The 17,691-nt window shown below is 73.5% G+C and carries 14 protein-coding genes; 10 read left to right on the forward strand and 4 right to left on the reverse strand.

Annotated features, from left to right (window positions below; translation table 11 throughout):
* Positions 1 to 127 precede the first annotated feature (127 nt).
* Positions 128 to 748, forward strand: a complete 621-nt coding sequence (locus J2N69_RS10260; protein ID WP_230900458.1) for a TetR family transcriptional regulator — start codon at positions 128 to 130, stop codon at positions 746 to 748.
* A 16-nt stretch (positions 749 to 764) separates the two neighbouring features.
* Here J2N69_RS10260 and J2N69_RS10265 read toward each other — a convergent pair whose 3' ends face one another.
* Entirely contained in the window at positions 765 to 998 is a 234-nt protein-coding gene (locus J2N69_RS10265) for a ferredoxin (protein WP_230900459.1), read from the reverse strand.
* The gene (locus J2N69_RS10270) at positions 998 to 2,464 is read right to left on the reverse strand and encodes an aldehyde dehydrogenase (protein ID WP_230900460.1); all 1,467 of its coding nucleotides are present in this window, start codon (positions 2,462 to 2,464) and stop codon (positions 998 to 1,000) included. The genes J2N69_RS10265 and J2N69_RS10270 overlap by 1 nt, the downstream gene beginning before the upstream one ends.
* 206 nt (positions 2,465 to 2,670) lie before the next feature.
* Between J2N69_RS10270 and J2N69_RS10275 the strand changes: the two genes are divergently transcribed.
* The 7 genes from J2N69_RS10275 (at position 2,671) to J2N69_RS10305 (ending at position 10,529) form a co-directional block, all read left to right on the forward strand.
* Positions 2,671 to 3,768 carry an MBL fold metallo-hydrolase gene (locus tag J2N69_RS10275; RefSeq protein WP_230900461.1) on the forward strand — a complete coding sequence of 366 codons (1,098 nt, stop codon included), beginning with the start codon at positions 2,671 to 2,673 and terminating at the stop codon, positions 3,766 to 3,768.
* Positions 3,769 to 4,077: 309 nt separating this feature from the next.
* A complete protein-coding gene (locus J2N69_RS10280; RefSeq protein WP_230900462.1) occupies positions 4,078 to 5,346 on the forward strand; it encodes a prenyltransferase/squalene oxidase repeat-containing protein in 1,269 nt (422 codons plus the stop codon).
* Positions 5,343 to 6,029 carry an SCO2322 family protein gene (locus J2N69_RS10285; protein ID WP_408056697.1) on the forward strand — a complete coding sequence of 229 codons (687 nt, stop codon included), beginning with the start codon at positions 5,343 to 5,345 and terminating at the stop codon, positions 6,027 to 6,029. Before J2N69_RS10280 ends, J2N69_RS10285 begins: the two co-directional genes overlap by 4 nt.
* A 31-nt stretch (positions 6,030 to 6,060) precedes the next feature.
* A complete protein-coding gene (locus tag J2N69_RS10290) occupies positions 6,061 to 7,248 on the forward strand; it encodes an energy-coupling factor transporter transmembrane component T (RefSeq protein WP_230900463.1) in 1,188 nt (395 codons plus the stop codon).
* A complete protein-coding gene (locus J2N69_RS10295; RefSeq protein WP_230900464.1) occupies positions 7,245 to 8,930 on the forward strand; it encodes an ABC transporter ATP-binding protein in 1,686 nt (561 codons plus the stop codon). The genes J2N69_RS10290 and J2N69_RS10295 overlap by 4 nt, the downstream gene beginning before the upstream one ends.
* The gene (locus J2N69_RS10300; protein ID WP_230900465.1) at positions 8,927 to 9,751 is read left to right on the forward strand and encodes an ECF transporter S component; all 825 of its coding nucleotides are present in this window, start codon (positions 8,927 to 8,929) and stop codon (positions 9,749 to 9,751) included. The genes J2N69_RS10295 and J2N69_RS10300 overlap by 4 nt, the downstream gene beginning before the upstream one ends.
* Positions 9,752 to 10,085: 334 nt before the next feature.
* Positions 10,086 to 10,529 (forward strand): aggregation-promoting factor C-terminal-like domain-containing protein, encoded by a 444-nt coding sequence (locus tag J2N69_RS10305; protein ID WP_230900466.1) that lies wholly within the window; start codon positions 10,086 to 10,088, stop codon positions 10,527 to 10,529.
* Positions 10,530 to 10,870: 341 nt separating this feature from the next.
* Here J2N69_RS10305 and J2N69_RS10310 read toward each other — a convergent pair whose 3' ends face one another.
* Positions 10,871 to 12,040 carry a steroid 3-ketoacyl-CoA thiolase gene (locus tag J2N69_RS10310; RefSeq protein ID WP_127912499.1) on the reverse strand — a complete coding sequence of 390 codons (1,170 nt, stop codon included), beginning with the start codon at positions 12,038 to 12,040 and terminating at the stop codon, positions 10,871 to 10,873.
* A 252-nt stretch (positions 12,041 to 12,292) separates the two neighbouring features.
* Between J2N69_RS10310 and J2N69_RS10315 the strand changes: the two genes are divergently transcribed.
* Together J2N69_RS10315 and J2N69_RS10320 are read left to right on the forward strand one after the other, a co-directional pair.
* A complete protein-coding gene (locus J2N69_RS10315; protein ID WP_230900467.1) occupies positions 12,293 to 13,537 on the forward strand; it encodes a cytochrome P450 in 1,245 nt (414 codons plus the stop codon).
* Between the two features lie 89 nt (positions 13,538 to 13,626).
* Positions 13,627 to 15,264, forward strand: coding sequence for a hypothetical protein (locus J2N69_RS10320; RefSeq protein ID WP_408056698.1), 1,638 nt, complete (start codon positions 13,627 to 13,629; stop codon positions 15,262 to 15,264).
* Here the strand turns inward: J2N69_RS10320 and J2N69_RS10325 are convergent.
* Entirely contained in the window at positions 15,218 to 17,299 is a 2,082-nt protein-coding gene (locus J2N69_RS10325; protein ID WP_230900468.1) for a bifunctional glycosyltransferase 87/phosphatase PAP2 family protein, read from the reverse strand. The genes J2N69_RS10320 and J2N69_RS10325 overlap by 47 nt on opposite strands.
* Positions 17,300 to 17,691 lie beyond the last annotated feature (392 nt).

Consider the following 17,691-nt stretch of genomic DNA (forward strand, 5'->3'; position numbering starts at 1 on the left):
GCCGAACGCGCTCTGAATCTACCGGCAGGTAGGCGAGCTGTAAGGCCCGGATCAGGTGATTCGCGCCACGACATGCTCCCTGCCATGCTGTGCGATCTCGGGAGGCGATTTCCAAAGGGGCATCGACATGACAGCGGAGGCCAAGGCGGCGAACCCTGCGACGCCGCCCCTCACGGAGCGCCAGGAGGCGCGCCGGCGCCGCATCCTGCACGCCAGCGCGCAACTGGCCAGCCGCGGCGGCTTCGACGCCGTGCAGATGCGCGAGGTCGCCGAGGCGGCGGGCGTCGCCCTCGGCACCCTCTACCGCTACTTCCCCTCCAAGGTGCACCTGCTGGTGGCGACCATGCAGGACCAGCTCCAGCACATGCACACCACGATCCGCAAGCGCCCGCCGGGCGGTGAGACAGCCGCCGAGCGGGTCGCCGAGACGCTGATGCGGGCCTTCCGCGCCCTCCAGCGCGAACCGCACCTGGCGGACGCGATGGTGCGCGCCCTGACCTTCGCCGACCGCTCGGTGAGCCCAGAGGTCGACACGGTCTCGCGGCTGACGACGGCGATCATCCTGGACGCGATGGGCCTGCCGGAGCCGCCGAGCGCGCAGCAGCTCTCCGCCGTGCGGGTCATCGAGCACACCTGGCACTCCGCGCTGATCACCTGGCTGTCGGGGCGGGCGTCGATCGCCCAGGTGAAGATCGACATCGAGACCGTCTGCCGCCTCATCGACCTCACGGCCACGCCCCGCGCCTGACACCCGCGCCCGGGCCTCACTCCTCGGGCGGGAACACGGCCTCCCCGCTGTCGGCCAGCGTGAGGGTGATCGCCTCGACCGGGCAGCCCTCGGCGGCCTCCAGGACCCGCTCGTCGGCGTCCCGCTCGGGCGCCGCGGGGCGGGACTGCCGGGCGGAGTCCAGGGCGAAGGCGCCGGGCGCGGTGCTCACGCACATGCCCGAGCCGATGCAGACCGACCGGTCGACCTCGACGTGCCAGCGGTCGCCCATCAGGCGCCACTCCCCTCATGGCCGGCGGGCAGGTGGATCATCTTGTGCTCGAAGAACTCGCCGTACCCCTCGGGCCCGAACTCGCGGCCGAGTCCGGAGTTCTTGTAGCCGCCAAAGGGGCCGAGCATGTCGAGGCTGAAGGTGTTCACGGAGTACGTTCCGGTGCGCACCCGGCGGGCGACGTCGATGCCGCGCTCCACGTCGGCGGTCCAGACGCTGCCGCTCAGGCCGTAGTCGGAGTCGTTGGCGATCCGGACGGCCTCCTCCTCGTCGCCGTACGGAAGCAGGCAGATGACGGGGCCGAAGATCTCCTCGCGGGCGATGCGCATGGAGTTGTCGACGTCGCCGAAGAGGGTCGGTTCGACGTACCAGCCCTGGTCGAGCCCGGGGGGACGGCCGCCGCCCGCGAGGATCTTGGCGCCCTCCTCCTGGCCGATGCGGATGTAGTCCAGGGAGCGCCGCTGCTGCCGCTCGGCGACGAGCGGGCCGAGTTCGGTCGCGGGGTCCATCGGGTCGCCGACCTTGAGCGCGGACGCGGCGGCGGCGAAGGCGTCGGCGAACTCGTCGTAGCGGGTGCGCGGCACGAGGATGCGGCTCTGGGCCACGCACGCCTGGCCGTTGATCATCCAGGCGAACGGCACGATGCCGGCGACGGCGCCCGCCGCGTCGGCGTCGGGCAGGACCACGGCGGCCGACTTGCCGCCGAGTTCCAGGGTGACGCGGGTGAGGTTGCGGGCGGCGACCTCCATGACGCGCTTGCCCGCGGCGACGGACCCGGTGAAGGACACCTTGTCGACGCCGGGGTGCCCGACGAGGTACTCGCTGACCTCGCGGTCGGCCGAGATGATGGAGAGCACGCCTTCCGGCAGGCCCGCCGCCGCGGCGATCTCCGCGAGGACGTACGCGTCGAGCGGCGCCTCGGGCGAGGTCTTCAGGACCACCGGGCAGCCGGCGAGCAGCGCGGGGGCGAGCTTGGCGGCGGCGGTGAACTGCGGGACGTTCCAGGGCACGACGGCAGCGACGACACCCACCGGCTCGCGGCGCACGAGCAGCTTCCCGAGGATTCCGTCGCGGCTCTCCTCGTACCGGAAGTCGCGGGCGACGGTGAGCGCGGCGTCCCACACCATCATCGCGGCGAGGGCCTGCACCATCACGCTGGAGGTGTACGGGGTGCCGTTCTCGGAGCTGATGACGCGGGCGATCTCCTCGTGGCGCACCGCGAAGCCGTCCTTGATCCTGGTGACGACCTCGATCCGCTCGTCGAGGGACATGCGCGGCCAGGGGCCCTCGTCGAACGCCGTGCGCGCGGCGGCGACGGCGCGGTCCACGTCGGCGGGGGCGGCGTGCGGCACGCGGGCGAAGACCTGGCCGGTGTGCGGGGAGACGACGTCGATGACGTCCTTGCCGAGCGGGTCCACCAACTCCCCGCCGATGAACAGCTGTCCGTGTTCCACGAGCTCCGTCATGGCTGACTGCCTCCTGCGGGGGCTTTCCGACGCTGCTTCCTGGCGCTGCTTCCTGACGTTGTTTCAGAACTGATACCAGTTCCAGTTCGAGGAGTCCACGCGCCGAACCGCCCGCCGCCAACTGCGCCAGGATTCGGCGGACTTGGGCAGCCATTGAAACCAGTTCTAGTTATAGTGGGCATCCGCCGACGAGAGACGAGGCGCCCATGACCACCCCGCAGGTGACCGAACCGCCGGTGATCGCACACGGCGGTGGTGTCTGGAGCGTCAAGGTCCCGATCCCCGACAACCCCCTCGGCTGCACCCTCGTCCACCTCCTGGACACCGACGACGGCCCGGTCCTGATCGACACCGGCTGGGACGACCCCGCCTCCTGGTCCACGCTGACCACCGGGCTCGGTCTGTGCGGCGTCGCCGTCGAGGACGTACGCGGTGTGGTCATCACGCACCACCACCCCGACCACCACGGCCTGTCCGCGCGGGTCCGCGAGGCGTCCGGGGCGTGGATCGCGATGCACGAGGCGGACGCCTCCGTCGTGCGCCGCACCCGCGCCAACCCGCCCGAGCGCTGGTACGGCTACCTGGCCGCGAAGCTCACCGCGGCGGGCGCCCCCGCCGAGCACGTCGCGCCGCTCCTGGGCGCCCGGGACGCGGGCCGCCCGAGCCGACTGCCCGGCCTCGACCCGGCCCTGCCCGACCGCGGGATCGCCCCCGGCGAGCTGCTGGACCTGCCGGGCCGCCGCCTGCGCGCCGTCTGGACGCCCGGCCACACCCCCGGCCACGTCTGCCTGCACCTGGAGGAGGCCCACCCGGCGGGACTGCGCGGCACCGGCCGCCTCTTCTCCGGCGACCACCTGCTGCCCGGCATCACCCCGCACATCGGCCTGTACGAGGACCCGGACGACGACACGGTCACCGACCCTTCCCCAAGCTCTCGGCTCCGCTCGACCAGGGGAGACCCCATTGGCGACTACCTGGACTCCCTGGAGCGCGTCGGCCGCCTCGACCCGGCCGAGGTGCTGCCCGCCCACCAGCACGCGTTCACCGACGCCCCGGCCCGCGTCCGGGAAATCCTGGCCCACCACGAAGAACGCCTGACCGGCCTGCTCGCCCTCCTCTCCGAACCCCTCACCCCCTGGGACCTCGCCGCGCGCATGGAGTGGAACCGCCCCTGGGCCGAGATCCCCCACGGCTCGCGCACCATCGCGGTCTCGGAGGCCGAGGCCCATGTCCGGCGCCTGGTGAAGCTCGGGCGGGTGGAGGCGGTGGCGGGCAGCGACCCGGTGACGTACGTGGCGGTGTGACCGGGGGCGCGCGCCGACCGGCCGGTAGAGTGACCGGGTCGTCCTCACGTCCGCGCAGGGGGAAGCCGGTGTAAATCCGGCGCTGGCCCTTCCCCGAGCTCTCGGCTTGGTTCGAGCAGGGGAGGCCCCATTCCGCATACCGCTCGGCGGTAAGCCGGAAGGCCCGGCGCGGAACCGTGACCGGCTCGCTTCATCGGGACCCCCGATGAGCGGCACCGTCGAGGTATACGGAGCCGGAGCCGCCCGGAAGCCGTGCCCGCACGGTCCGTGCCGCCCCGCTCCCCGCAGGGAGAGGCAACCCGCCGCATCATGAACGTTCGCCGCAGCGCAGCGGTCCTGGCCGCCGTCGCCGTGTTCGGCTCGGCCGCCGCACCGGCCGCCTTCGCGGACGACGCCCCGTCGCCCTCGACCGCGCTCCCCTCGGGCCTGTACGGCAAGTCGGACCCGAAGTTCGACGGCGTCTTCCGGCAGTCGTACGCCCTGCTCGCCCTGGACACCGCGGGTGTCCGGCCCGCCCAGAAGGCCGTGACCTGGCTGACCGGGCAGCAGTGCGCGAGTGGTGGCTTCGCCGCCTACCGCGCCGACGCGAGCGAGCCGTGCAACTCCAAGACGCCGGTCGACAGCAACTCCACCGCCGCCGCCGTACAGGCCCTCGCCGCCCGCGGCGGCGACGACAAGAGCCAGGACAAGGGACAGGACAAGAGCCTGGCCAAGACGGTCGACAAGGGCGTGGCCTGGCTGAAGTCCGTGCAGAACCAGGACGGCGGCTGGGGCTACAACCCGGGCCTGCCCTCCGACGCCAACTCCACCGGCATCGTCGTCGGTGCCCTCGCCGCGGCCGGGGAGAACCCCGCGGACGTGAAGTCGCAGAAGGGCAAGTCGGCCTACGACGCGCTGCCGAAGCTCGCCATGGACTGCGCCAAGGGCGGCGGCGCCTTCGGTCTCGCCGACGCCAAGTCCGGCAAGCTCTCGCCGAACGCGGACGCCACCGCGGCCGGTGTGCTCGGCAGCCTCGGCAAGGGCCTCGTCGTGACGCCGGGCAAGAAGGCCGCGGGCGAGGCCCCCAAGTGCGCGAAGCCGGACACCGCCTCGCAGGCCGCGAGCAACGGCACGGGCTTTCTGCTGAAGCTGCTCGGCAAGCACGAGGACCACCTCATGTCCGCCATGCCGGGCGCAAAGGACCAGCCGGACCAGGGCAACACCGCCGACGCCGTGGTCGCCCTCGCCGCCGCCGGGCAGAGCGAGCAGGCCGGTAAGTCCGCCGAGTGGCTCGCGAAGAACTCCGCGGCCTGGGCGAAGCAGTCCGGCCCCGCCGCCTACGCCCAGCTCGTCTTCGCCGCCCGCGCGGCCGGCCTGGACCCCCGTGACTTCGGCGGCGCCGACCTCGTCGAGCGGCTGACCGCCCAGGGCCCGCCGCCGGAGAAGGGCTCCGCGTCGGACTCCGCCGCGGACGCCGACTCCGACGAGAAGAAGGAGGACGGCGGCGTCAGCATCTGGTGGATCATCGGCGTCGGCATGGTCGCCGGCATCGGCATCGGCTTCCTGTACAGCGCCAACCGCAAGAAGCAGCAGCCGTGACGCGGGGCCGGACGGGCCGGACTCGGGGCCAGGGGTGGCGCGGGCGCACGGCGGTCGGGGCGCTGCTCGCCGCGCTGCTGTGCGTCCTCGCCGCCGCGCCCTCCCCGGCCGCCGGCTACCGCTACTGGTCGTTCTGGGACCGGGACGGCGACACCTGGACGTACGCCACTCAGGGCCCCGGCACCGCCCGCCCCGAGGACGGTGCCGTGCAGGGGTTCCGCTTCGCGGTCTCGGCGAACTCCCAGGACGCCGCCAAGCCGCGCGGAGCGGCGGACTTCTCCGACATCTGCGCGAAGACGCCCGCCCGGGACGGCCGCAAGCGGGTGGCTCTCGTCCTCGACTTCGGTAGGCGCGAGGACGCCCCGCGCGGTGAGTCGCCGCCCGCACGGCGGGTGGCCTGCGCGCGGGTCGCGCGGGACGCCACCAGCGCGGAGGCGCTCGCCTCGGTCGCCGCGCCGCTGCGCTACGACAGCAAGGCGCTGCTCTGCGCCATCGACGGCTACCCGAAGTCGGGCTGCGGCGAGCAGGTCTCCGCGGACGGGACGGACCGCTCCCGCGCCGGGGAGAAGGAGCACCAGGACCAGGGCGGCGGCGGGCCCTCCGTGGGCCTGATCGCCGGGATCGCCGTGGTGGCGGCGCTCGGCGGCGCCGCGTTCTGGCAGACCCGGCGCCGTCGCGGCTGACGCGGCACCGGACTCGGACACGGACAGCACGATGAGGGACCTGACCGGCCATGCCCGCGCGGGCGGCCTCCTGAGCCGCCGCCGCGCCCCCGAGGCGCACCGGAGCAACGCCCTGCACCCGGGCGCCTGGTGGGTGTGGGCGCTCGGGCTCGGCACCGCCGCGTCCCGGACGACGAACCCGCTGCTGATCGCGCTGCTGATCGGCGTCGCGGGCTATGTGGTGGCGGCGCGCCGGACTGCGGCGCCGTGGGCGAAGTCGTACGGCGCGTTCGTGAAGCTGGCGCTGCTCGTCATCGGCATCCGGCTGGTCTTCGCGATCGTGCTCGGCTCGCCGATCCCGGGCACGCACGTCCTGGTGACGCTGCCGGAGGTCCCGCTGCCCGACTGGGCCAAGGGTGTGCGCATCGGCGGCCGGGTCACGGCGGAGGGCGTGCTCTTCGCGCTCTACGACGGGATCAGACTGGCCGGCCTGCTGATCTGTGTCGGCGCGGCGAACGCCCTGGCGAGCCCTTCGCGGCTGCTGAAGTCGCTGCCGGGCGCGTTGTACGAGGTCGGGGTCGCCGTCGTGGTGGCGATGACCTTCGCGCCGAACCTCATCGCGGACGTGCAGCGGCTGCGGTCAGCGCGGCGGCTGCGGGGGCGCTCCGACAAGGGGGTGCGGGGGCTGCTCCAGGTGGGCCTGCCGGTCCTGGAGGGCGCCTTGGAGCGGTCGGTGTCGCTGGCCGCCGCCATGGACGCGCGGGGCTTCGGCCGCAGCGCCGCCGTGCCCGCGGGCGTGCGCAGGGCCATCGCCGTGCTGACGCTGGGCGGCCTGATGGGCGTCTGCGTGGGGACGTACGGACTGCTGACCGCGCAGGGCGGCTCGTACGGCGTGCCCGCGCTGGTGGCCGGGCTGCTGGCGGCGCTCGCGGGGCTGCGGCTGGGGGGCCGACGTGCCGTGCGCACCCGCTACCGGCCCGACCGGTGGGGTGTGCGGGCCTGGCTGGTCTCCGGGTCGGGGATCGCCGTGGCGGGCCTGGTGATCTGGGCCGCGTCGTCCGACCCGGCGGCCCTGCACCCCGGCGTCGTACCGCTGATCGCGCCCGCGCTGCCGCTGTGGCCCGCGCTGGCGGTGCTCCTCGGACTGCTGCCGGCCTTCGTGGCGCCGGCACCTCCGACCCCGGCGCTTCCCTCCCCCGTATCGCCCGCATCCCCCGTATCAGCCAAGGAGACCTCATGATCCGCTTCGAGGACGTCTCCGTGACGTACGAGGGCGCTGCGGGGCCCACCGTCCGGGGCGTCGACCTCACCGTCCCCGAGGGGGAACTGGTGCTGCTCGTCGGCCCGTCCGGGGTCGGCAAGTCGACACTGCTCGGCACGGTCAGCGGTCTCGTGCCGCACTTCACGGGCGGCACCCTGCGCGGCCGGGTGACCGTGGCGGGCCGCGACACCCGTACCCACAAGCCGCGCGAACTCGCCGACGTCGTCGGCACGGTGGGCCAGGACCCCCTCGCCCACTTCGTGACGGACACCGTCGAGGACGAGCTGGCATACGGCATGGAGTCGCTCGGTCTCGCGCCCGCCGTGATGCGCCGCCGGGTCGAGGAGACCCTCGACCTGCTCGGCCTCGCCGACCTGCGCGACCGCCCCATCGCGACGCTCTCCGGGGGCCAGCGCCAGCGCGTCGCGATCGGCTCGGTCCTCACCCCTCACCCCCGGGTCCTCGTCCTGGACGAGCCGACCTCCGCGCTCGACCCGGCCGCCGCCGAGGAGGTCCTCGCGGTGCTCCAGCGGCTCGTCCACGACCTGGGCACGACGGTGCTGATGGCCGAGCACCGGCTCGAACGGGTCGTGCAGTACGCGGATCAGCTGCTGCTGCTCGCGGCGCCGGGCGAGCCGCCGGAGCTCGGCGACCCGGCGGAGCTGATGGCGCGCTCCCCCGTCTGTCCGCCGGTGGTCGCGCTCGGGCGTCTCGCGGGCTGGTCGCCGCTGCCGCTGACCGTGCGGGACGCGCGGCGCAGGGCGGGCGCGCTGCGGGAGCGGCTCGCGGACCATACGCCGCGCCAGGAGGAGACGGCCGTACGCCCCGTGGAGCGGCCGTCCGGCCGGTGGCCCCGGCTGCGCAAGGAACGTACGGACGGCACCGACAGGACGGCGGCGGCGCGCGTCGAACGCCTCGCCGTGCGGCGCGGCCGCGTCGAGGCGCTGCGCCGCGTCGACCTGACCGTGACGCCCGGGGAGACGGTCGCCCTCATGGGCCGCAACGGCGCCGGGAAGTCCACGCTCCTGTCCACCCTGGTCGGCCTCCTCGAACCCACCTCGGGCACCGTCCGCGTCGGCGGCGCCGTCCCGCACCGCACCGCCCCGCGCGAGCTGGTCCGGCACGTCGGCCTGGTCCCCCAGGAACCGCGCGACCTGCTCTACGCGGACACCGTGACCGCCGAGTGCGCCGCCGCCGACCGGGACGCGGACGCCGCGCCCGGCACGTGCCGCGCCCTGGTGAGCGAGCTGCTGCCGGGCATCGCGGACGACACGCACCCCCGGGACCTCTCCGAGGGCCAGCGGCTCGCGCTCGCCCTGGCGATCGTGCTGACCGCGCGCCCTCCCCTTCTGCTCCTTGACGAGCCGACCCGCGGCCTGGACTACGCGGCCAAGGCCCGCCTGGTCACGATCCTGCGGGGCCTCGCCGCCGAGGGCCACGCGATCGTGCTGGCCACGCACGACGTGGAGCTGGCCGCCGAGATCGCCCACCGGGTGGTGATCCTCGCGGACGGCGAGGTCGTCGCGGACGGCCCGACCCCGCAGATCGTGGTGTCCTCGCCCTCCTTCGCACCCCAGGTCACCAAGATCCTGGCGCCGCGGGAGTGGCTGACGGTGGCGCAGGTGCGTGAGGCGCTGGGCGCGGCGGGGGACGCATCGTGAACGCCGCGCCGCAGGCCCGGCCCGTCCGCCTCGGCCCCCGTTCGATCGTGGCGCTCGCGCTGGTCAGCGCGGTGGGGGTGGCCGCGTTCGGGTGGCCGCTGCTCGCGGACGGCGACTCGGGGATCGGTACGCACGCGGGGGACGCCCCCTGGCTCTTCGCGGCGCTGCTGCCGCTGCTGCTCGCCGTGGTCGTGGCGACCATCGCGGACGTCGGCCTGGACGCCAAGGCCATCGCCATGCTGGGCGTGCTGGCCGCGGCGGGGGCGGCGCTGCGGCCGCTGGGCGCGGGCACGGCGGGCATCGAGCCCATGTTCTTCCTGATGGTGCTGAGCGGGCGGGTGCTGGGCCCCGGCTTCGGGTTCGTGCTCGGGGCGGTGTCGATGTTCGCCTCGGCGCTGCTCACCGGGGGCGTCGGGCCGTGGATGCCCTTCCAGATGCTGTCGATGGGGTGGGTCTGCATGGGCGCGGGGCTGCTGCCGGGCGCCGGCACGCTGCGGGGCCGCGGGGAGCTGTGGCTGCTGGCCGCCTATGGAGCGGTGGCCTCGGTCCTGTACGGCACGGTCATGAACCTCCAGGGCTGGCCCTACCTCGGCGGCCTGGCCACCGGTGTCTCCTTCGTGCCCGGCGACCCCCTTGCGGAGAACCTGGCCCGCTTCGTCGCGTACTGCCTGGCCACGTCGCTGGGCTGGGACCTGCCGCGGGCCGTGGTGACGGTCGTCCTGAGCCTCGCGCTCGGGCCGGCCGTCCTGAAGGCGCTGCGGCGGGCCACGCGGCGGGCGGCTTTCGAGGCGCCGGTCACATTCGAGGCCCCCAAGCCGTAGGGGAAGTTGAGCACTGCGTGACATCGGCGGCGCGGATGCGTGAGGCGGCCCACAGGACCTAGGTCCTCTACTACGCGGGGCCGTACCTTTCGGACTTGACGTACACGCATCAATCACCGGCCTGACCTGGGGATTGAGAGCCACGTCACAGAGGGGACATTCGGCGGGGGTGCGACTTCCACTAGTAAAGGGGGGCATTGCGGCGGGCTTCCCGGCCTGTTTCTCTGGATGAGTCGCAAGGCGCCGACGCCCCCCACGGGACTCGGCGCCCTCGCATGTCCCCCACGTTTCACGGCGTGCCGCGACTCCCCCATCCCCCACCGGAAGGTCCTCTGTGTCCGCCTCGCTCATCCGCCGCATCGCTTCCCCGAAGAAGGCCATCACCGGCGGCATCGTCGCCGCAGCCGCCACCGGCATGGTCTTCGCCGCGGCACCGGCCCAGGCAGCCACCCCGACCACCGCGAAGGCCGCCGCTCCCGCCGCCGCCCCGACGTCCGCCAAGGCCATCGCGAAGAAGCTGATCTCCGACCCGGCGCAGTTCGCCGCGTTCGACAAGATCGTCTCGCATGAGAGCGGCTGGAACGTCAGCGCGACGAACTCCTCCTCCGGCGCCTACGGCCTGGTCCAGGCGCTGCCCGCCTCGAAGATGGCTTCGGCGGGCGCGGACTGGAAGACCAACCCGGAGACCCAGATCAAGTGGGGCCTCGACTACATGAACGACCGCTACGGCAGCCCCGTCGGCGCCTGGAGCCACTGGCAGGCCAACGGCTGGTACTGACCCGGCCCAAAGAGGCGGCACTCCCCACCCGGGGGGCGCCGCCTTTTTCGTACCCCCACCCGCGAGGGAACGCCCCCGACGGCGGACGGCCGCCATCGAGACGCGAGGGGACGTGCCGGTATGTCCGCCCGGAGCACAGCAAGCACACCCACCGAGCCCCGAAGCACCAGGGGGCGCCGCAGGCGATAGCGAGGACGGACATACCGGCGCGGCCCCGCCCACCCACACACCCGATGCGCGCCCCCACACGACCCGCACGCCCCACACCGACCCGCACCCCATCACCCCCGCACCCGCACCCCGCCCAGACACCGCCCCGCCCCACCAAGACGCCCCGCCCCCTACAACCGCTGCAAGATCGTCCCCGTAGCCACCGCACCCCCCGCACACATCGTCACCAGCGCGAACTCCTTGTCCCGCCGCTCCAGCTCATGCAGGGCCGTGGTGATGAGCCGCGCCCCGGTGGCCCCCACCGGATGCCCCAGCGCGATCGCCCCGCCGTTCACGTTGACCTTCTCCAGGTCCTGCCCGAAGACCTGCGCCCAGCTCAGCACCACCGACGCGAACGCCTCGTTGATCTCCACGATGTCGATGTCCTTCAGGGACATCCCGGCCTTGCCGAGGACGGCCCGCGTCGCGTCGATCGGCCCGTCCAGATGGAAGTGCGGGTCGGCGCCGACCAGCGCCTGCGCCACGATCCGCGCCCGCGGCTTCAGCTTCAGGGCCCGCGCCATCCGCTTGGACGCCCACATGAGGGCGGCCGCGCCGTCCGATATCTGCGAGGAGTTCCCGGCGGTGTGCACGGCGGTCGGCATGACCGGCTTGAGCCCGCCGAGCGCCTCCATCGACGTGTCGCGCAGCCCCTCGTCCCGGTCGACGAGCCGCCACATGCCCTGCCCCGCGGCCTGCTCCTCCTCGGTGGTGGGCACCTGCACGGCGAACGTCTCGCGCTTGAAGCGCTCCTCGGACCAGGCGGTGGCCGCCCGCTCCTGCGAGATGAGGCCGAGCGAGTCCACGTTCTCCCGGGTCAGCCCGCGCTTGCGCGCGATGCGTTCGGCGGCCTCGAACTGGTTCGGCAGGTCGACGTTCCACTCGTCGGGGAACGGCTTGCCCGGCCCGTGCTTGGACCCCGACCCCAGCGGCACCCGCGACATCGCCTCGACCCCGCAGCTGATCCCCACGTCGATGACGCCGGCCGCCACCATGTTGGCGACCAGGTGGGCGGCCTGCTGCGAGGAGCCGCACTGGCAGTCCACCGTCGTCGCCGCCGTCTCGTACGGAAGCCCCATGGTGAGCCAGGCCGTGCGCGCCGGGTTCATCGACTGCTCCCCGGCGTGCGTCACCGTGCCGCCGACGATCTGCTCGACGCAGTCGGCGTGGATGCCGGTGCGGCCGAGGAGTTCGCGGTAGGTCTCCCCGAGCAGATAGGCGGGGTGGAGGTTGGCGAGCGCGCCCGCGCGCTTGCCGATGGGGGTGCGTACGGCTTCGACGATGACAGGTTCCGCGGCCATGGGGCTGGTCCTCTCCGTCCATGTCCCGCGAGCCGTCCCGGCGGCTCGCGAGAGGAACTAGTACGCGTTCTAGTTCTCCCCAGCAGTCTGCTGAGCGGAGCCCCGGCGCCGCAAGGGTCTTGCACGCACCTTGCCCGGTACCCGTACGCAAACTGTCCGGCCATGAGCCTTGCCACTTGTAGAACCCGTTACTACGTTGCGGGCCAAGTCTCCTGACGGCCCATCAGCTACCTGTCGACACTGGAGTTGCCGATGACCTGTCCAGCGCTTCCCGACGGGTTCGACTTCACCGACCCCGACCTGCTCCAGGACCGCGTGCCCCTCCCGGAGTTCGCACGGCTGCGGCAGACGGAACCGGTGCGCTGGATCGCCCAGCGGCCCCGCGTCTCCGGCTTCGACGACGCGGGCTACTGGGCCGTCACGCGGCACGAGGACGTCAAGTACGTCTCCACGCGCCCGGAGTTGTTCTCCTCCCATCTCAACACGGCGGTCATCCGCTTCAACGAGAGGATCGGCCGCGACCAGATCGACGCCCAGAAGCTGATCATGCTCAACATGGACCCGCCCGAGCACACCCGGGTCCGGCAGATCGTGCAGCGCGGCTTCACGCCCCGCGCCATACGCTCGCTGGAGGACGCCCTGCGCGAGCGCGCCCGCTCCATCGTCGCGGCGGCCCTGGAGACCGCGGGCCCGGACGGCTCCTTCGACTTCGTGACGAACGTCGCCGTCGAGCTGCCGCTCCAGGCGATCGCCGAGCTGATCGGCGTCCCCCAGGAGGACCGCACGAAGATCTTCGACTGGTCCAACAAGATGGCGGGGTACGACGACCCGGAGTACGCCATCACCGAGGAGATCGGCGCCGAGGCGGCCATGGAGATCGTCTCCTACGCGATGAACCTCGCCGCGGCCCGCAAGGAGTGCCCGGCCAAGGACATCGTCAGCCAACTGGTGGCGGCCGAGGACGAGGGGAACCTCGCGGGCGACGAGTTCGGCTTCTTCGTCATCCTGCTCGCGGTGGCCGGCAACGAGACCACCCGCAACGCCATCACCCACGGCATGCACGCCTTCCTCACCCACCCCGGCCAGTGGGAGCTGTACAAGCGCGAGCGCCCCGCCACCGCCGCCGAGGAGATCGTGCGCTGGGCGACCCCGGTCGTCGCCTTCCAGCGCACCGCGACACAGGACACGGAGCTGGGCGGCGCCACGATCAGGCGGGGCGACCGGGTCGGCCTCTTCTACTCCTCCGCCAACCACGACCCCGGCGTCTTCGAGGACCCGGACGTCTTCGACATCACCCGCGACCCCAACCCGCACCTCGGCTTCGGGGGCGGCGGCCCGCACTTCTGCCTCGGCAAGTCCCTCGCGGTCCTGGAGATCGACCTCATCTTCCACGCGATCGCCGACGCCATGCCGGGCCTCCGGCTGACCGGCGACCCGCGCAGGCTCCGCTCGGCCTGGCTCAACGGGGTCAAGGAGCTGCGGGTCAGCACCGGCTGACGCACGGGCCAACGTCCGCGTTGCGGGACGCGTCCGGAGAAGTGAACCTGGCTCTCAGCCTCGCCTCTCCAAGACCTCGAACGGAAACGGTGGCCGTGGTCTTCGCCGACTTCCCGATCGTCCCGTCCGACAGCAGGCCCACCGCGCGGACGCCGCGGCAGTCGTCGTTCCGGGCGTTCGGCAGGCGGCACCGCGTCCCGCTGCTCGCCACCGCCCCCACCCTTCCCCTGTACGCGGTGTGGGCGGCGTTCCTCGCGACGGGCGGCGGGGACCTCGCCGCCCAGGAGGCCTGGGCACGGTTCGCCGCCGAGCACGGCACGGCCGCGTACGGCCTCTTCTGGTACGGCGGCATGCACACCGCCAACTACAGCCTGCTCTCGCCCCACCTGATGGCCCTGCTCGGGGTGCGGACGGTGACGGTGCTCTCCGGGATCGCGGGCGCCTGGCTGGCCGCCGCCCTCATCGAGCGCACCGGCGTCCGCCGGCCCCTCGGGCCCGCGGTGCTCGCCTCGTTCGGCGTGTGGTGCAACGTCGCGTCGGGGCGTACGACGTTCGCGCTCGGCCTCGTCCTCGCCTTCGCGGCCTGCCTCGCTCTCGTACGGGAGCGGCGCACGGCCCTCGCCGCGGCGTGCGCGGCCCTCGCCACCATGGCGTCCCCCGTGGCGGGCCTCTTCCTGCTGGTCGCGGGCGGCGGCTACTGCCTCGTGCGCGACTGGCCGCGCACGGCCGCGCTCAGCACGCCGCCCGTCCTGGTGGTGGCGGGCACGACCCTGCTCTTCCCCTTCTCCGGCGAGCATCTGATGCCCTTCGACCGGATCTTCCCGCCCGTGCTCTTCTCCCTCGCCCTCGTCCTCGCGGCCCCGCGCACGTGGCGGGTGCTCCGCTGGGGCGCGGGCGTGTACGCGGCCGGAACCGTGCTCACCTACCTCATCCCGTCCCCCATCGGTACGAACGTCGAGCGCCTCGCCGAGCTGGTCGGCCCCGCCGTGCTGCTCGCGGCACTGCTCGCGTCCGGGCTCGGGCGGCTGCGGCGGGCCGTCCTCGCGGCGGCCCTGGTGCTCTCCTCGGCGTGGGTGGCGCAGAAGACCGCCGACGACCTCGTGGTCTCCACGAAGGTGCCGCGCTGGGCGGCCGAGACGCACGGTGTGGTGCGGGAGCTGGAGCGGCTGGGCGCCGACCGGTCCCGTGTCGAGGTGGTCCCGGCCCGCAACCACCGCGAGGCGGCGGCGCTCGCCCCGCACGTGAACCTGGCGCGCGGCTGGAACCGCCAGCTCGACATCGAGCGCGGGCGCCTCTTCTACGACGGGACGTTCTCGGCGGCCACCTACCGGGCCTGGCTGGACAAGTGGGCGGTCGCATACGTCGTACTGCCCTCGGGTGAGCCGGACGGGTTCGCCGAGGAGGAGGCGGAGCTGGTGGCGCGGGAGCCCGAGTGGCTGGAGGCGGTGTGGCAGGACGCGAACTGGCGGATCTTCCGGGTGAAGGACGCGGTGCCGCTGGTCTCCGGGCCCGCCTCCGTGGTGCGCGGCACGGACTCCGATGTCGTGGTGCGCGTGCCCGAGCGGGGCGCGGTGACGGTGCGCCTCGTGTACTCGCCGTGGCTGCGGACCGAGGGCGCCTGCCTGGAGCGGCACGGCGAGTTCACGCGCCTGTCGGTGCCCCGGCCCGGCATGTACCGGATCAGCTCGGGCTACGGTCCTTCGCCGCGCCCTTCGTCGTGCCGGTGACCTGCGGTGCCCGCGCCCCGGCGACGGCCTCGCGGGGGCGGCTCGCGCGGGGCCCGGACAGCAGGTAGGTGAGGCCGAAGCCGGCGCCGACGACGGCCGCGCCGCCCACCGCGTCGAGCACCCAGTGGTTGCCGGTCGCCACGATCGCGGAGAGCGTCAGGAGCGGGTGCAGCAGCCCGAGCGCCTTGATCCACCCCTTCGGGGCGAGGACGGCGATGACCAGGCCGCACCACAGGGACCAGCCGAAGTGCAGCGAGGGCATGGCCGCGTACTGGTTGGTCAGGTCGGTCAGGGTGCCGTAGTTCGGCTTGGTGAAGTCCTGCACGCCGTGCACGGTGTCGACGAAGCCGAGGTCGGGCATGAGGCGGGGCGGGGCGAGCGGGTAGGCCCAGAAGCCGATGAGGGCGAGGACGGTCGCGAAGCCGAGCGCGGAGCGCGCCCAGCGGTACTCGGCCGGGCGGCGCAGGTACAGGACGGCGAGGACGCTGAGCGGCACCACGAAGTGGAACGACGTGTAGTAGAAGTCGAAGAACTCCTCCGGCCAACCCGCCCGCACCACCGCGTGGTTGACCCGGTGCTCGACGTCGATGCGCAGGAACCGTTCGAGCGCGTGGATCTGCTCGCCGTGGTGCTCGGCGGTGGCGCGGCCCCCGGAGATCGTGCCGCCGGTCGCGGCGAGCCTGACCTGCTGGTAGGCGGAGTAGCCGACGCGGATCAGGAGCAGTTCGAGCAGCAGGTTCGGGCGGGTGAGGGCCCGCCGCCAGAACGGGATCAGCGGCACCCGGCGCAGGCGGGCGGGGACCGGAGCGGCGTACTCCGTGGGGACGGGGTTCTGGTACCGCGGATCCGCGCGGGACAGGAACGGCACGGCGACGGCGGCGGCGAGCGCCGTGATCAGCACGAGGTTGTCGCGGACCGGCTCGGTGACCGGCATGTTCGGCAGCATCATCTGGGCGGGCAGCGTCGACACGAGGACGACGGCCACCGGCCACACGTACCGGTCGGACCGGCGCCCGCCGACCCGGCCGACCGCCGTGAAGAGCACCCACAGGAGCTGGTGCCGCCAGCCGGCCGGTGACACCGCGACCGCCACGCAGCCGGTGATCGCGACGGCGAGGAGCAGCTGTCCGTCCTTGGCGCAGCGCACGGCGCGGCGCAGGCCGACGCAGGCGACGGCGGCGCCGAGGGCCAGGAAGAGGCCGATCTCCAGAGGGCCCCGCAGGCCGAGGCGGAGCAGCATGCCGTGCAGCGACTGGTTGGCGTCGGCGTCGGGGTGCGCGCCGGGGCCCGCTCCCGCGAGGTGGTGGAACCAGTACGTCCACGAGTCGTGCGGCAGCGCGGCCCAGGCGAGCGCCGTGCACAGGGCGAAGCCCGCGCCGGTGGCGGCGGCGGCCTTCCCGCGGCCGGTGCACCACAGCAGCGCGGCGAAGAGCAGCAGGGCCGGCTGCAGCGCCGCGCCGACGCCGGTCAGGAGCCCGCCGGTCCGTTCGCCGCGCACGGCGAAGAGGCCGAGGAACACCAGCAGGACCGGGAGGACGCTGGTCTGCCCGAGGTGCAGGGTGTTGCGCACGGGCAGCGACAGGATGAGCAGGCTGATCGCCGCGGGGGCGGCGAGGAGCGCGGTGCGGCGGGAGACCGGCCGCGGCAGGGCGCGGGCGGCCACCAGGCCGAGCACGACGACGAGGCCGAGGGTGCCGAAGGTCCAGGCCCAGCCGAGGGCCTGCTCACCGGCGCGGGCGAGGGGCTTGAGGACGAGGCCGGCGAAGGGGGTGCCGGTGAAGGGGGTGCCGGTGAACCGGTCCGCGTCGTAGAGGGAGCCCTTGGCGTGCAGGACGCCGCGCGGCCCGAGCCAGGTCTCCAGGTCGGTGAGGCGCTCATCCTCGGGGGTGTGCAGGACGACGGCCGCCTGCCGGGCGGCCAGGACGGCGGCGAACAGCCAGAGGGCGACGCGGGCCGCTCCGATCCGCGCCCCGGGTCCGTCGCTGTGCCCCGCTTCCAGGGCTTCGGGCGTTCGCCTGTGCTCACCGTTCGCCATGCCGCGTCGCGCCTCCCGACCCGTTCGCCATGCCTGCGGCCCGACCGTGAGGGGCTCGGATGCGACCCCGAGAGTCGTGCGTCCCTCCTGAGGGACGCACGCGACCGCCCTTCCACCTGGCAGCCACTCCACTCTTTATCGGCTTTTGTCCGTTGTGCCCAACGCGGGGGCACGCCTCCCGGACACCTTCGAACGTCTGTCCACGGGGCGGCTTCGCGGGCCCTCCACATGCGGTTCCCGGCGGGGGCCGCGACATAGATCACAAGGGCAGCCCGTCCGGGCCACCGAAAGAAAGGCCGTTTGACCTGCGTAGAAGCCGTTTTCAGGCCCTATGCGATCACTTGGGTACTGTCCGTAATGCTGGCGAGTGCCCCTATGGTCGCTTTTCGGGC

Origin of the sequence: Streptomyces huasconensis, from assembly GCF_021028635.1 — a bacterium.
In the GTDB taxonomy this organism is placed as follows: Bacteria; Actinomycetota; Actinomycetes; order Streptomycetales; family Streptomycetaceae; genus Streptomyces; species Streptomyces huasconensis.

Coding starts and splice junctions, on each gene's coding strand:
- J2N69_RS10290 (WP_230900463.1), top strand. CDS start 6,061: ATGAGGGACCTGACCGGCCATGCCCGCGCGGGCGGCCTCCTGAGCCGC.
- J2N69_RS10315 (WP_230900467.1), top strand. CDS start 12,293: ATGACCTGTCCAGCGCTTCCCGACGGGTTCGACTTCACCGACCCCGAC.
- J2N69_RS10265 (WP_230900459.1), bottom strand. CDS start 998: ATGGGCGACCGCTGGCACGTCGAGGTCGACCGGTCGGTCTGCATCGGC.
- J2N69_RS10275 (WP_230900461.1), top strand. CDS start 2,671: ATGACCACCCCGCAGGTGACCGAACCGCCGGTGATCGCACACGGCGGT.
- J2N69_RS10310 (WP_127912499.1), bottom strand. CDS start 12,040: ATGGCCGCGGAACCTGTCATCGTCGAAGCCGTACGCACCCCCATCGGC.
- J2N69_RS10280 (WP_230900462.1), top strand. CDS start 4,078: ATGAACGTTCGCCGCAGCGCAGCGGTCCTGGCCGCCGTCGCCGTGTTC.
- J2N69_RS10260 (WP_230900458.1), top strand. CDS start 128: ATGACAGCGGAGGCCAAGGCGGCGAACCCTGCGACGCCGCCCCTCACG.
- J2N69_RS10325 (WP_230900468.1), bottom strand. CDS start 17,299: ATGGCGAACGGTGAGCACAGGCGAACGCCCGAAGCCCTGGAAGCGGGG.
- J2N69_RS10270 (WP_230900460.1), bottom strand. CDS start 2,464: ATGACGGAGCTCGTGGAACACGGACAGCTGTTCATCGGCGGGGAGTTG.
- J2N69_RS10295 (WP_230900464.1), top strand. CDS start 7,245: ATGATCCGCTTCGAGGACGTCTCCGTGACGTACGAGGGCGCTGCGGGG.